The organism is Eoetvoesiella sp. (genome assembly GCF_035555955.1).
GTDB lineage: Bacteria > Pseudomonadota > Gammaproteobacteria > Burkholderiales > Burkholderiaceae_B > Eoetvoesia.
This window is the reverse complement of record NZ_DATMGA010000034.1, coordinates 18,453-33,530: the sequence shown is the minus strand read 5'-3', so window position 1 is coordinate 33,530 and position 15,078 is coordinate 18,453. Positions and strand designations below refer to the sequence as shown.

8 protein-coding genes are annotated in these 15,078 nt (G+C 67.5%); 4 read left to right on the top strand and 4 right to left on the bottom strand.

All coding sequences use genetic code 11. The annotated features are described in order from the left end of the window. The first annotated feature begins 160 nt into the window (after window positions 1-160). From VNT00_RS10040 to VNT00_RS10025, 4 genes are all read left to right on the top strand, one after another. A complete protein-coding gene (locus tag VNT00_RS10040; RefSeq protein ID WP_325587020.1) occupies window positions 161-1,012 on the top strand; it encodes a phytanoyl-CoA dioxygenase family protein in 852 nt (283 codons plus the stop codon). A 240-nt stretch (window positions 1,013-1,252) separates the two neighbouring features. Then, on the top strand, window positions 1,253-1,579 hold the full coding sequence (locus VNT00_RS10035) for an antibiotic biosynthesis monooxygenase family protein (protein ID WP_325587018.1): 327 nt from the start codon (window positions 1,253-1,255) through the stop codon (window positions 1,577-1,579). 138 nt (window positions 1,580-1,717) lie between these two features. After that, window positions 1,718-4,999, top strand: a complete 3,282-nt coding sequence (locus VNT00_RS10030; RefSeq protein ID WP_325587016.1) for an amino acid adenylation domain-containing protein — start codon at window positions 1,718-1,720, stop codon at window positions 4,997-4,999. After that, entirely contained in the window at window positions 4,996-11,967 is a 6,972-nt protein-coding gene (locus VNT00_RS10025) for a non-ribosomal peptide synthetase (protein WP_325587014.1), read from the top strand. The genes VNT00_RS10030 and VNT00_RS10025 overlap by 4 nt, the downstream gene beginning before the upstream one ends. Before the next feature lie 36 nt (window positions 11,968-12,003). Here the strand turns inward: VNT00_RS10025 and VNT00_RS10020 are convergent, their stop codons facing one another. From VNT00_RS10020 to VNT00_RS10005, 4 genes are read right to left on the bottom strand one after another with little or no spacing between them, the layout of a single operon-like run. Continuing rightward, window positions 12,004-12,753, bottom strand: coding sequence for a 4'-phosphopantetheinyl transferase family protein (locus VNT00_RS10020; protein ID WP_325587012.1), 750 nt, complete (start codon window positions 12,751-12,753; stop codon window positions 12,004-12,006). 26 nt (window positions 12,754-12,779) lie between these two features. Further along, window positions 12,780-13,181 (bottom strand): response regulator, encoded by a 402-nt coding sequence (locus VNT00_RS10015; RefSeq protein ID WP_325587010.1) that lies wholly within the window; start codon window positions 13,179-13,181, stop codon window positions 12,780-12,782. Further along, window positions 13,181-14,740: an ATP-binding protein gene (locus tag VNT00_RS10010; protein WP_325587008.1), complete on the bottom strand. Its 1,560-nt coding sequence runs from the start codon at window positions 14,738-14,740 to the stop codon at window positions 13,181-13,183. The genes VNT00_RS10015 and VNT00_RS10010 overlap by 1 nt, the downstream gene beginning before the upstream one ends. Beyond that, the gene (locus VNT00_RS10005; RefSeq protein ID WP_325587007.1) at window positions 14,737-15,075 is read right to left on the bottom strand and encodes an STAS domain-containing protein; all 339 of its coding nucleotides are present in this window, start codon (window positions 15,073-15,075) and stop codon (window positions 14,737-14,739) included. The genes VNT00_RS10010 and VNT00_RS10005 overlap by 4 nt, the downstream gene beginning before the upstream one ends. Window positions 15,076-15,078: the final 3 nt, after the last annotated feature.

Genomic DNA, 15,078 nt, shown 5'->3' with positions numbered 1-15,078 from the left:
TGCGTGGACGAAGTTAACATTCCTCGTCTATTGTTTCACAATGTTAACCCACTATCTTCGTTATGGACACCTTCGGAACGACGCGCCCCTGAAAACATACGCGCTTCCGGCATAATTCCTTCCAAGTGGCAAGCCAAGGCCAGACACAAAGGAAACAGGCATGAACGAACAGCAATCCTTCGTACAACGCTTCGAAGCGGACGGCGCGGTCTGCCTGCGCCAGGCCTTCGACGCCGACTGGGTCGAGCTTGCCAGGCAGGGCATCGAACGCAACGTCGCCCAGCCCAGTCCACTGTTCCGCAACCTGGCCCGGGACGGCGGCGGTGGCTTTCAGTCCGACATGTGGTCGCGCCGCTATATTCCGGAGTTCGAGCGCTTCTGCATGGAATCGCCCGCCGCCGAGCTGGCGGCCCAGGCGCTGCGCACGGACCGCGTGCGTCTGGCGCAGGACACCTGGTTCGCCAAGCGCCCCGGCAGCTCGGAGCGCACGCCCTGGCACCACGACACCGTGGTCGACGGCCCCTTCTGCTCGATGTGGGTCGCGCTGGACCCGACGCCGCGCGATGCCACGCTGGAGTTCGTGCGCGGCTCGCATCTATGGGGCCAGGCCCTCATGCCGGGCGCCTTCTTCGACGACCCTGAAAAACGCGAAGGCGCTGACAGCTTCTATGCCGAATTCCACGGCGACGCCTCGCGGGCCGACGCGCACGAATTCGGCAAGATCCCCGACATCGAAGCCAATCGCGATGCCTACGACATCATCGGCTGGGACATGGAAGCGGGCGACTGCGTGCTGTTCGACGCACGCACCATCCACGGCGCGCCGGGAAATCATTTCAATCACTACATGCGCCGCTTCGTCACGCGCTGGGTCACCGACGAATCCGTCATAGCAAGCCATGGCCAGGACATGATCGACGCCCTGGCGAAATCGGGGCTCGAGAACGATCTGCGTGTGGGGCACCCCATCCGCGGGCCGCTCTTCCCGGAGTTCAACTTCCCTTCGGCATGACCGCGGCTGCGATGCCGCCAGAGCTCGCAGCCTCTTTTTCCGGCACCGCGTTCAGCAGAATTTCAGACAAAATGTAGGGTGCGTAACAATTTGTTGACAAGCGCCGGAACCGCCATCTACACTCTGCTGCAGTCGGTTCGTTGTCAATGCGCTTTATTCGGCACCCGGCTTCTTATCTACGTTTCAGTCCCTTGCAGTACTCCGTACACGTTTTCTTTCAACGACAAGGATTTTCATATTATGGCCGAGATGTTCCTGACGATCACACGCGCCAACATCAAAGCGGGCAGCGAAAAAGAAGCCCGCGCACTGTTGGAAAAATCACTGCTTCCCAACGACGGCTCCAAGCCCGGCGACCACATCCCGGGGCTTATCGGCTTCGGATTGATGCGCTCCAAGAAAGACCCCCATGTCTTCGGCCTGGCCACCGTCTGGAAAGATGAAGCTTCGCTCGACGCACTGTCCTCCAACCCCAAGGCCAAAACAGGCGGCAGCTGGGTTCAGCAGTTCATCAAGTTCACCGAAGGCGAGGTAAAAGGCGAAGGCTTCTACATAGAAAGCCTGTAACGCCCTCCGGGGGTGCCGCCTGCATCGAACCAGGCGTCGCGCCTCCGCTTCCTGCTTTTTCGGGCTGGCCTCGACACTACGCCAGCGTGCTGCCAGCCATAGGCCACAAGCTACGCGCCGCAGAATCCAGGCATGCACATGACACTCCCCACCTCTTCCAATTCCGGCTCCCCGTCGAACTCCCCCGCAAAACCCGCTCTACGCCCCATTGAAGACGCCTATCCGCTGACGCGGATGCAGCAGGCCTTGCTGGTGCGCTGCCTTGCCCATCCGGATCAGCCGCTCTACATGGGACAGTGGTGGGCGGTCCTGAAGGGAGAACTCGACGAGCAGGCATTCGCCCAGGCCTGGCAGAACGCCGTCGACCGCCATACCGCGCTGCGCAGCGGCTTTCATTGGGACATCAAGGCCAATCCCTTCCAGGTCGTGCATCGCCAGGCCAACCTGCCGGTGAGCAGGCACGACTGGTCCGAAGAGGCCGACTGGCGCACAAGGCTCGACGCCTTCCTGGCCCAGGACCGCGCCCAGCCCTTCGATCTGAAAAAACCGCCGCTCATGCGCATCGCCCTGGCGCGCCTTGCCGCCGACCGCCATCTGGTGGTGTGGACACGCCACCACCTCACCGTGGACGGCTGGTCGCTGGGCATCATCCTGTCCGAAGTCTTTGATCACTATAAAGCCCGGCTCGGCGGGCAGGCCTTGCAACAGCCGCCGGCCCCCGCATTCCGTTCATATGTGGACTGGGAACAATCGAACCCGTCTTCGGACGCACCGAACCATTGGCGCTCGGTGCTGGCCGCCCACCCTCTGGATGACGAAACCCTGGAGGGCAAGCCCCGCGCCACCAGCGCGACCGCGCCCGATATCGATACCGTCGCCCTGCATCTGCCGGCCTCGGCCGCATCCAGGCTGGATGCCCTGGCCCGCGCCTGCCGCGTCACCGTCAACACCACGGTCCAGGGCGCATGGGCCATCGTGGAAAGCAGGCTGTCGAACCGCGACACCGTCCTGTTCGGCGCCGTCGAAACCTCGCGTCCGCCGCATCTGGCGCAGGACGGATCCGAACTGGTCGGCGTGCAGGTGCAGATTCAGCCGATACTCGCCCGCATCGACCAGACGCCGCTGGCCGCCTGGCTGGAAGACCTGCAGGCCGCCGCCGTCGCCGCGCGCCAGGCTGGCGCCATCGGCATGGATGAATTCCGCGCGCTGCTGGGCATGCCCGGCGACCGCCTGCCGTTCGACAGCCTGGTCGGCTTTCAGAACTACCCGCTGGACGAGGCAGGCGCCTTCAAGGGCTGCGGCCTGGACCTGGAAGAAAGCGGCGACGTCACGCTGCCCGACATGCCCCTGAACCTGATGGTGGAAGCCCATGCCGGCGGCTTGCGCCTGCTCTTGATGTTCGACCGCCGGCGCGGCAACGAGGCCCAGGCCCGGCTGCGCCTTGAAATGCTGTTCGAAGTCCTGACCCGCCTGCCGGAATCGGTGCAATCGCCAGTAGCTGCCGTCGATGCCCTGCCCGCGGCGGCGGCAGCCGCGCTGCTGAGCCCGCGCGAAGAAGCCGCCAGCCCGCCGGGCGCGGATCGCGGCGTGGTCCAGGCCATTCTCGAGCATGCCGCCAACCAGCCGCAAGCCACCGCCGTCGTGCAGGGCGCGCAGCGCCTGGACTACGCGGGGCTTGCCGCCACGGCCATCGCCATCGCGGATCGCCTGGCGGCTCAAGGAATCGGCCCCGGCACCCGCGTCGGCCTGCACCTGGAGCGCTCGCCGCTGGCGATCGCCGCGATATTGGGAGCCATGCTGCGCGGCGCCTCCTATGTGCCGCTGGACATGGAGTCCCCGGAAGAGCGCAAGCAGTTCATCGCCGCCGAAGCCGACATTGCGGCGATACTGTCGGCTTCGGCCGAAACCATTGCGGGCTGCCCCACCATTGCCGTCGGCGACCTGAGCGCGGGCTCGTCCAGCCTCGCCGCGCTGCCGCAAATCCATGCGGCAGCCTTGCCGACGCCGGCGCACGAGGCCTACGCGATCTTCACCTCGGGCTCCACTGGCCGGCCAAAGGGAGTGGCCGTCAGCCACCGTAATCTTGCCTATCACGTCGCCGCCAGGGCCGCCGCCTATCCCGGCTCCCCCAACCGGATCCTCCTGCTCACTTTCCCTCTTGTCTTCGACGGTTCCGTCACCGGTATCTTCGGAACGCTGTGCGGCGGCGGCACCCTTGTTCTGCCCCGGCCCATCGAAGCCACCGACCCCGACCGCCTGGCCGCGCTCATCCGCGACCAGGGCGTCACCCAGACCATCATGATTCCATCGCAATGGAACCTGCTGCTGTCTGCCGCGCCGCCCGGCGCGCTGGCCAGCCTGCGGCTGGCGGTGGTAGCCGGCGAGGCATGCCCGCGCGAGCTGGTCGAGCGCCACTATTCGACTCTGCCCGACACGCCGTTGGCCAATGAATACGGACCGACCGAAACCACCGTCTGGGCCACCCTGGAGCGATGCGCCGCCGGCCAGGCAGGACCGGTGCCGATCGGCCGGCCGATTCCCGGCTCCCGGGCCTATGTCGTGGATCGCCACGGACGGCTTTGCCCGCCCGGCGTCCCCGGCGAGCTGCTCATCGCCGGGCCGGGCGTCGCGGGAGGCTACATCAACCAGCCGGAACTCACGGCCGCGCGCTTCGCCGCCAATCCGTTCCACAACGATGCCAGCCTGCGCAATGTCTACCGCACAGGAGACCGCGTTGTTCAGGCCGATGACGGACGGCTGTACTTCCGCGGCCGGATGGACGACCAGGTCAAGGTCAGCGGCTACCGCATCGAACTGGACGAAATCGGCGCCTGCCTGCTGCAATGCCCCGGCGTCCAGGAAGCCGTTGCGGTCGTCCACTATCCCGCCGAGCGGGCCGCGGGCATGATCGTGGCCCACGCGGCCGGCGCCGACCTGCCCAGCCAGGAAGCCATCCTGCGCCACGCGCAACGCTGGCTGCCGGCCTACATGGTGCCGCACAGCGTCATGCTGCACGAACGCCTGCCCCACACCGCCTCCGGCAAAGTCGACCGCCGCAACCTGCCGGCGCCCGTGCTGTCCAGGACCGAGCCGGCCGCGCCTGAAGGCGAAATGGAACAAGCCATTGCGCAAGCCTGGCAGGCCGCCCTGGGGCATGACTCCATAGGGCGGTTCGACGATTTCTTCGCCATCGGAGGAAGCTCCCTGGGCGCGATGCAAATCGTGTCCAGCCTGAGACGGGAACTCAAGGTGGCCATCGACCTGACCGACTTGCTCGAGTCGCCCCGGCTTTGCGACTTCGCCCGCCAGGTGGCCGGGCGCCAGGCCAGGCAAGAACCGGATGCGTCCATCCCCAGGCGACAGCGCACACGCATCGACCTGGCCGCGTCTCCTGGCGCCACGCAAGAGCCACGCCCATGACCAGCGGCTATATATCGGCCGCCTCCTTCGCGCAACGGCAATTGCGCTATCTCGACATACTGCGCCCCGGCAGTTCCGAGTACGCTGTGCCGCTGATCGTGGAAATCACCGGAAGCGTCGACCTGGCGGCGCTGCGCGGTGCTTTCCAGGCCGTGGTCCAGCGGCACGACGTGCTGCGCGCGGCGCTGCCGCTGATCGACGGCGTGCCGGCCCTGGCCGTATCCGACGATCTGGCCATCGAGCTGCCGCTGCTGCACGCCGATGCCGCCACTCCCGACGACTGGCATCGCGAACTGGCCGGCGTGGTGACGGATATGGCGGCCCGGCCGTTCGACCTTCAGGGCGGGCCGCTGTTGACGGCGGCACTCGTGCGCGCCACGGATGCCGCGGCATCCGGATGCGCCACGGCCCTGGCCGTGGTGTTCCACCACGCTATCGCCGACGGCGCCTCGCTGCCGCTGTTCGTCAACGATCTGGCCGCCGCCTACGACGCAAGCCTTGCCGGATCGGCCCCGCAATGGCCGGAACTGCCGCTGCAATACCCCGACTTCGCCGATTGGGAACAAGAGCGCTTCGGCGCGCCCGACGCGCCCGCGCTGGAACCGGCCCTGCACTATTGGCGCCAGGCTCTGCAGGACGTGCCGGCGCTGCTCGACCTGCCGCTGGACCGCACGCGCGGCGCGACCCGCCCAGCCGGCGCAACCGTCCGTCTCGAATTGCCGGGCGCGGTGGGCGAGGAACTGGCGCGGATCGCCCGCGAACGCGGCACAACTCCCTTCATCGCTTTCCTGGCGGTGTTCTTCGCCGTCCTGCACCGCTGGAGCGGACTGGAAGATCTGGTCGTCACGGTGCCGGTCTCCAAACGGTCCCGGCCCGAGCTGGCTCCGCTGATCGGCTTGCTGGTCGATACATTGCCAATGCGCCTGGAGTGCATGCCCGCCATGTCGTACAGTACGCTGCTCGACAACGTGCAGCAAGTTTTCCGCGACGGCATGCGCCATCGCGACGCGCCGTTCCAGCGCATCGTCCAGGCCATCGGCATCGAACGGCACAACGGTGTGGTTCCGCTCATGCAAGTCCTGTTCGGCGGCCTCGAGCCATCCGGGGCGCCTGTCGCCGCTTCGGACGGCTGCCGGTTCAGCGTGGCCGACGACCATATGGAACAGGCGGCCAAGTCCGACCTGTCCGTCGTATACCGGCAAAGCGCCGGGCGGCTCGAGCTATGGTGCCGCTACGATCCGGCGCTGTTCGACCGCGCCAGCATGGAAAACCTGCTGGGCTGGTTCGGCAACGTGGCGGCCGCCGTGGCGCGTGACCCCGGCCAGGCCATCGGCAGCCTGCCCCTTATCAGCGAGGAAGACGGCCGCCGCCTCATTGCCCGCTTCAATCCGCCGCTGCAACCCTGCCCTTCGGACAGTTCGGTCATCGCCCGGTTCGACGACATGGCGCGCCGGTATCCACAAAACACCGCGCTGGACGAGAATGGGCAGGCCACCAGCTATGCGGCCCTGGCCGAACAATCCGCGCGGCTGGCCGCCGCCCTGGCCGCGGAGGGCCTGGGAGCCGGCGACACCGTGGTGCTCGTCCTGCCCGTCTCGGGCCGGTTGATCAGCCTGATCCTGGCCATTCTGCGCATTGGCGCAATCTATGTTCCGCTGGACCCGGCACACCCGCATGCCCACCGGATCCGCCTGGCGGCATCGGTGGGCGCGCGCGCCATCATCGTGCCGGACGATGGCGGCGAGGACTACGGTGGCATCCACACTCTGGATGCACAAGCCCTGCATGCCCGGGCCGCCACGCTTGCCGCCCACGCCAGCGGCATGCCCGCCGCGGCGGACGCCGCCTATGTCATGTTCACCTCGGGCTCCACGGGCCAGCCCAAGGGCGTGGCGGTGCCGCACCGGGCCATCCTGCGCCTTGTACTCGACACCAATTTCGCGGATTTCGGGCCCGACACCCGGGCCGCCGTATACTCCAACCCTTCGTTCGATGCCTCCACCGTCGAAATGTGGGCTCCGCTGCTCAACGGCGGCACCGCGGTCATCGTCGCACGCGACGATATGCTCGACACCGGGCGGCTGCGGCGCATGCTGGTCGAGCGCCGCATCAACTTTCTCTGGATCACCGCCGGGCTGTTCCACGAAGTGGCCGGCATCGACCCCTCGGTCTTCGCCGGCAAGCGGCTGGTCATGACCGGCGGGGACGTGGTCAACCCCGATGCCGCGCGCACGGTGCTGGCCGCCGGCTCGGGTTCCGGGCTTCGCCTGCTGAACGGCTACGGCCCCACCGAAAACACCACCTTCAGCACCACCTTCGATATCGCCGGCCTCGACCCCGACAGCCTCTCCGTGCCCATCGGCAAGCCGGTGGCCAACAGCACCGTCTATATTCTCGACACTTTCGGCCAGCCCTTGCCGGTGGGCGTGATAGGTGAAATTCATGTGGGTGGCGAAGGCGTGGCCAACGGCTACGTCGGCGACCCGCAGCGCACGGCCAGCGCCTTCCTGCCCGACCCATACAGCGGACTGGACGGGGCGCGCATGTACCGCACCGGCGATCACGGCCGCTGGCGGGCGGACGGCAGCATCCTGTTCGCCGGACGCTCGGACGACCAGATCAAGTTGCGGGGCTTTCGCATCGAGCTGAACGAAATCGCCGTTGCGCTCGGCCGCCATCCCGCCTTGCGCGCCGTACATGTGGCCGCGCCCCGCCTGGCCGGAGGCGAGCGCCGTATCGCCGCTTATGTACAGCCTCACACCGCGCCCGCGCCAACGGCCGCGGAACTGCGCGGCTTTCTGGAGCCGCTGCTGCCCGCGCACATGCTGCCGCACGCCTACGTCGCTGTCGACGCCTTCGCACTGAACCTGAACGGCAAGGTGGATCGCAAGGCGCTGCCGCCGGTCCAGGATCACCACTACGATCACGCGGCGCAATCCGTGGCCCCGCGCTCCGACGCGGAACACGCGCTGCATGCGATCTGGCAGGAGCTGCTGGAAACAACGCAGTTCGGCGTCACCGACAACTTCTTCCATATGGGCGGCGATTCGATTCTTGCGATCCGCATGGCCGCGCAAGCCACCGCCACTGGCCTGCCCATCACGCCCGCCGACGTATTCCGCCTGCAGACGATCGAGCGGCTGGCCGATGCCGCCGCCACGGCCCAGCCGCGTCCCAGGCGGATGGCGACCGACCGTGTATTCCCGGTCGAGCTGGCTCCCGTTGCAACGCATGCGCAAAACCGGCCCTTCCTGCTCGCCAGCCTGGTTCTGCCCCGCCGGACGACCCTGGTCGAACTGGCGCTCATTATCCAGAGCCTGGCCGAACGCCACGAAGCGCTGCGCCTGCGCTGGGTTCAGGACGAACAAGCCAGCCGCCTGGAAATCATGGCCTATGTAGCCCGGTTGCCCATACGCACCGTCGAGGCTCCGCATCTGGCCGACGCGGGGCTGGACGACTGGGTTGCCGAATACGCCGACCGCCTCGGGCGCGGCCTGGATACGGCAACCGGCGTGCTCATCGCCACCACCCTGATCGAGCGCGGCGCGGGCGCCCCGCAGATCGCCGTGCTGGCGCTGCACCGCGCGGCGGCCGATGCGTGCACGCTGGCCCTCATCGCCGCCGAACTGGAAGCCATGCTCAATGGCGGCTATACCTCCCTGCCGCCGCCCGAAAACTCGGCAGCCTATGGCGACTGGCTCGAATGGCTCGAGAACTACGCCAATCAACAAGCGGCGGGCGAAGGGTTTGCATTCCTGGAAAGCTCGGCCATGCGCGCCGCGGCGACGCCGGCAAGCCCGCCCGCTCAGGAACCACGCATCGTGGCCGAATACCGGCTGCCCAGGGAAGCGGCGGACGCTTCGCTGCACCACGCCGCGCGGCAGCTGTCCGTCTCACCGCTGGACATACTCGCTTCGGCCTTCAGCGCGGCGCTGCCGCCTGCGCACGGAACCGGCACCGTGCTTATCGAGGTCCTGGACGGACAGCGTCAATTGCCCGCCGGCGCGCCCCGTACCGACACACTGCCCGGCAACCTGGACAATGTCCTGCCGCTGCTGGCGCCCGCCGGCACACTGCCAATGCCCGAAAGGCTGTCCGCCATCAAGCTCGCCCGCCAGGCCGTGCAGGCCATGGCTCCCGCATACCGGACGCTGAGGCAGACCTTCGACCTTCCCGCTCCCGCGCTGGGCCTGGCCTGGCTCCCCGGCTTGGCCGGACCGGCCACGCTGCGCATGCACTCGCTTCCGTCATTCAGCCCCGCAGTGCAAGGCATGCTGCTGGCGGATACCGTGGACGGGCAATTGCGCCTGGCATGGGCCGGCACGGAGCCGGCCGGCGGCGCCGAGCAACTGCTCGAGCGGGCCGCGCAGGCCCTGCGCGTCATGGCCCGCCTGCCCGGCGAGGGCGTGCGCGCGCTGCATACCCCAGCGGATTTCCCCCTGGCCGGCCTGTCGGCGGCGGAGCTCGACCAGATCATAAACACCGCACCCGACATCCTGGACATCTATCCCCTGTCGCCGATGCAGGAAGCCATGCTGGTGCACACGCTCGCCGCGACGGGCTCGCTCGTCAACTTCGAGCAAAGCTGCGTGCGCATCCGGGGCCGGCTCGACCACGAAGCATTCCGCCACGCATGGACAACCGTGCTGGAACGGCACGACGTATTGCGCACCTCGTTTCATTGGCGCGGCCTGACGCGGCCGCTGCAGGCCGTGCATCGCAGCGTGCCCCTGCCTTTCACGACCGAGACCTGGCCGGCCTTCGACCCGGCCCGCCTCGAAGCCTTCCTGGCCGACGACCGCGCCCGCGGCTTCGACCTCGAACATGCGCCGCTGCTGCGGCTCACTCTAATCCAGGCGGCGCCGGACGAAGCCTATTTCGTCTCCAGCTTCCATCACCTGCTGGTGGACGGCTGGTGCCTGTCGCGGCTGGAGCGCGAAGTGCGGGCCGCCTACCAGACCTATCGCAGCCGCCCGCCCTTGTTCGACGAGCCGGTGCCGTATCGGGCCTACATTGCCTGGCTGGCCCAGGCGGACCAGGCCCGCAGCCAGCGCTACTTCGCCGAGTTGCTGCACAAGCTGCCGCCGCAGCGCCGGCTGTTCGCTCCAGCCACAGGCCCCGCCACGACCTTCAAGACAGCACGCCACAGCTTGGACCGCGCAAGCAGCCGGGCACTGACGGCCTTCGCGCGGCGGCGCGGCCTGACGCTCGCCGCCATCCTGCATTTCACCTGGGGCGTCTGGCTGAGCGCGCGGCTGGGGTGCAGCGACGTGGTGTTCGGCACCACCGTCTCGGGACGCCCCGCCGGATTGCCGGAAGTCGATCGCATCATCGGGCTGTTCATCAATAACCTGCCGGTGCGCCTGCGTCTGGAGGCGCACGACAATCCCGCCGAACGCCTGGCGGCGATGCAAACGCAATTGGGCGATCTGCAGGACCACGCCCACCTTTCTCCGACGGCGGTCGCGGCCGCAGCGGGAATGCGCAGCGGCGCACTGTTCGACACCCTGGTGGTGGTCGAGAACCTGATGTCCGGCACCAGCGCCTGGGACGGCGCCGAAGGCCTCATGGTCGAAAGCGTGCATTCCCGCCTGAAAACCGCATACGACCTCACGTTCATCGCCATGCCTGGCGATTCGATCGCCCTGTCCCTGGTGCAGCCGGACGATGGCCGCGTGCTGGAAGACGGCGATGCCGTGCTGCGGGCTCTGGCCGGCATACTGTGCGCCTTGCCCGAAGCTGCGCAAGGCTGCATTGCCGACCTGCCCCGCCCGGCATCGCGCGAACCCGCCGCCGGCCCGAGTCCCCTTCCTGCCCCGCCCCTTCGGTTCTCCACCCGGCCGCGCAGCACGCTGGAAGCCGCCATTGCCGGCGCCCTGGCCGATATTTCCCGGGAGGGCTCCGATTGCGCCATCGACCTGGACGCCGACTTCTGGCGCCTGGGCGTGAACTCCCTGGACCTGCTGCGCCTTGCCGCAAAACTTGAGCAATCGCTGGGCCGGCCGGTGCCTATTTCACTGCTGCTGGAACACCGCTCGGTCACCGCGCTTGCCCAGGCCATCGAATCGGGGCAGCGCTGGACGCCTATTGTGCCCATGAGCGGAACGGGCGCGACTGCGGCGCACGGACAGCAGCCGGAACCCTTCGTGTGCGTGCACCCGGTGGCCGGAGACGTCAGCGTATTCCTCGACCTGGCCCAGGCCATGCCGGCCACAATACCCTTCTGGGCCATCCAGGCCGAAGGACTGGAGCCGGGGCAAGAGCCCCTGGCCAGCATCGAAGCCATGGCCCAGGCCAACTTGCAGGCGCTGGCCGAGCGCGGCATGGCGCGGCCGCGATGGATAGGCGGCTATTCGCTGGGCGGCCTGATCGCATTCGAAATGGCGCGTCAACTGCACGGCCGCGGCACGCCGCCCGAACGCGTGGTCATCATCGATACGCCGGCTCCGCTCGAACGGATTTCCATCCTCGACCCCGATCCCGACCGTGCCCACGCTCAATGGCTCGTGCGCATGGCCGAAGTGCGCGCGCGTTTTCAGAACATCGAGCCAGTGCTCGGCTTCGACGAGCTGCTTGCCGTGCCGGCCGGGGAGCGCTGCGCAGTGGCGGCGCAGCGGCTGCATGCCGCGCGCCTGCTGCCGCCAGCCGCCAATGCAGCATGGCTGGAACGGGCCCACCGCAGCAGCCTGGCGCAGTATCGCGCCTACCTGGCCTATGCGCCGGCTCCTGCCCCCGAGCAGGAACTGCCGCTGGCGGTGATCCGCGCCGCCGCGCCGAAGACTTCCGATCTGGGAGAGCACGAGAACCGCCGGCTGGAGATGGAAGATCTGGGCTGGGGGGCCTTCACCCATGCGGCCATAGACACTCATGCCGTCGAGGGCGATCACGTCACCATCCTCGCCCCCGACACGGCGCCGGCCGTGGCCCTGGCCATCGCCGGCATCCTTGCGCCAAGCGGCAGGCCGTGACCCGCGCCTGCCGGCGCTGAAAGCCCGCGCAGGCGGTCAGCCCGGCGCTACGCGCAAGGCCAGCGCGGCGGCATATCCCGCCGGCGCCGGCAGCGTGAAAAGCCGGCACGCCGCCGATGCGCCGACCCGCACCGATCGAGGGGCGAACGACTCGCCGCTGGCGGGCACGCCCACTTCCAGCTTTTCCAGCCCCAAACCCAAACCCCGCCCTGTTGCCTTGGCGACCGCCTCTTTGGCGGACCAGGCGGCAAAGAAACCCGGCACGCGCTCGGCCTCGGGCAAGCTGTGCCAGGCCGCCGCTTCGTCGAGCGAAAACACCGTGCCCGCCAGGGCAGCCAGATCGGGCAAGCTGCGGTGCCGCTCGATATCGACGCCCACCTCCCGGCCGTCGGCAATCGCCAGCAAGGCATAGTCGCCGGAATGCGCCACATTGAAGTGCCAGGCTTCGCCTTGCGCCAGCACCGGTTTGCCGAATTCTCCGTAATCAAAACGCAGGCTTGCCGCGGGCACATGCAGGCAACGCCCCAGCAGCAGCCTCAGCGCGCCACGGGTCTGCACGAACCGATGGCGCGCGAACGGCACACGATAGGCGTTTGCCTTGGTGCGCTCGTCGTCGGCCAGCAACGGCAGCACGGCATCTGAAACCTTGTCGTCGGCAACCAGCGGCAACAGCCACACACGACATGCCTGAGGAGGCAGATCGCAGCCCTGGACTTCGAGCCGGACAGTCGCCGCCTCTACGCGCAGGGCAAGCGGAAGCAGAGTTCCACTGTCTGCCTGCGCCATGGCTGGATCGGAACCGGCCGCCCGCGTCACGCCCCGTCGCGCGGCCGCCGGGATTCCGGCAAGCCGTCCGGCAGCAGCGGCCGCATTTTCTCCAGCAGCCGCGGCAAGTCCACCGGCTTGGTGTCGTAGTCGTTGCAGCCCGCCGCCAGCGCAGTCTGGCTGTCGCCCGCCATGGCATGGGCCGTGAGCGCAATGACGGGTATCGCCGCCGTGGCCGGGTCGGCCTTGATGCGGCGGGTGGCCTCCCAGCCATCCATGACCGGCAGGTTCAGATCCATGAGGATGAGATCGGGATGCTCGTTGCGCGCGGACTCGACGGCCTGTGCACCATCCTCGGCATAGACCAGTTCGAATCCTCGTTTGAGCAGACGCCGCGACAGCATGTCGCGGTTCTCGGGGTTGTCTTCCACCAGCAAAATACGGCTCATCAGCGCTTGCCCTCCTCGGCTTCGGGTCCGGCCGGGCCGGCGAAGCGCCGGACGGTCGCGGCCAGCGTGGCGCGGTCTATGGGCTTGGTCAGGAATTCGGCCGCGCCCAGCGACAATCCCAGCGGCCGGTCGTCCAGCATGGAAACAATGATCACGGGGATGGCCGCCAGTTCCGGATCGCCCTTCAGGGTATTCAGCACCGACCAGCCATCCACTTGCGGCATCATGACGTCCAGCAGAATGGCCAGCGGCTTCACACGCCGCACCGCGTCCACCGCGCCCGGCCCGCCCGACACATGCTCCACCCGATAGCCGTCGCGGCTGAGCATGGCGCCCATCACGTCGTGCACATGCGGATCGTCGTCGATCAGCAGCAAGGTGGGAGCGCCGCTGGGGCCGTGCGGAGCAGCGGCCTCCACTTGAACCGGTTCCTTGCTGGCCTGGCGCGGCAGCACGATGGTAAAGCAGCTGCCCTCGCCGATAGCGGACGACACCGTCACGCTTCCGCCCAGCAACTCGCACAGCCGCTTGGTGATCGCCAGGCCCAGCCCCGTTCCGCCATATTGGCGCGTGGTGGACGAATCGGCTTGCGTAAAGGGCTGGAACAACTTGGCCTGCTGCTCGGGCGTCATGCCTATGCCGGTGTCGCGGACCCTGAAACGCACCGCGGGATGGCCTTCGATATCGGTGGTGTCCACCTTCAGGGATACCTTCCCCTGCTTGGTGAACTTGCAGGCGTTGCTGACCAGATTGAGCAGCGACTGCTTAAGCTTGGTGATGTCGGTCTGCATGGTGCCCACGTCGTCGGCCACCTCTATCTCGACCACGTTTTCGTTGTTCTTGGCCAGGGGCGCCGTAAGCGTGCGCACTTCCTCGGCCAGGCCCGCCACGTCCATGGGTTCGAGGTAGACTTCCATGCGCCCGGCTTCGATCTTGGACAGATCCAGGATGCCGTTGATCAGGCCCAGCAGATGCTTGCCGGCGCTTTCTATTTTGCGCAGGTCGGGAACGAACTGATCCTGCCCGTCGTCCTCGGCGTCTTCCTGGAGGATCTGGGCATAACCGATGATGGCGTTCAGAGGCGTGCGCAGCTCGTGGCTCATGTTGGCCAGGAACTCCGACTTGATCTGGTTGGCCTGTTCCGCCGCAATGCGCGCCTGCTCCATGGCCTGCTCGGCCAGCTTGCGCTCGGTGATCTCGTAGATCCAGCCCGCCAGAGCCGGCTGGCCGCTGTACTCCAGACGCTGCCAGGTCATGAGGCCCCAGAATACCTCGCCGTTGGCGCGGCGGTGCTGGACCTCTGCATTGCGCATCACGCCGGTGCGCCGGAAGATCTCGAGCAGCCGCGCGCGCTCGGAAGGGTCCACCCACATCTCGGTGCTCCGGCTCGGCATGCGGTCGGGATCGTAGCGGTAAATGGCGTCATGAGCCGGATTGCGATACAGGTACTTGCCGTCTTCGGTAAGGATGACCACCGATATCGGCGCCACCTCGAGCAGCTCGCGCGCCTGCTCGTTGGTGGCATAGGTGCCATTGGTCCCCGGGGGGTTACCGCTCATGACGCCAGCTCTCCCAGCGCGTCTTCACGGCCGGCGCGTATCGTCAACAGAGCGGTAAAACCCGATATGTCGAGCACCTCTTGCACCGGCGGCTGCACCGAGCACACCACCAGCCGGCCGCTTGCGCTGCGAAGCTGCTTGGCGGCGGCCAGGATGACGCGCAGGCCGGCGCTGGAAACGAAATCGACCCAGGACAGATCGAGGATGAGCCTGGCCTGCGGCACGGCAGCCAGCACTTCCAGCCGCCCGCCCAGCAAAGGGCTGGTCGCGCTGTCCAGCCGCCCCTTGGGCGCAAGCACCATGACTTCCTGTACCTTCTCTTCCTGCAATTCCATGTT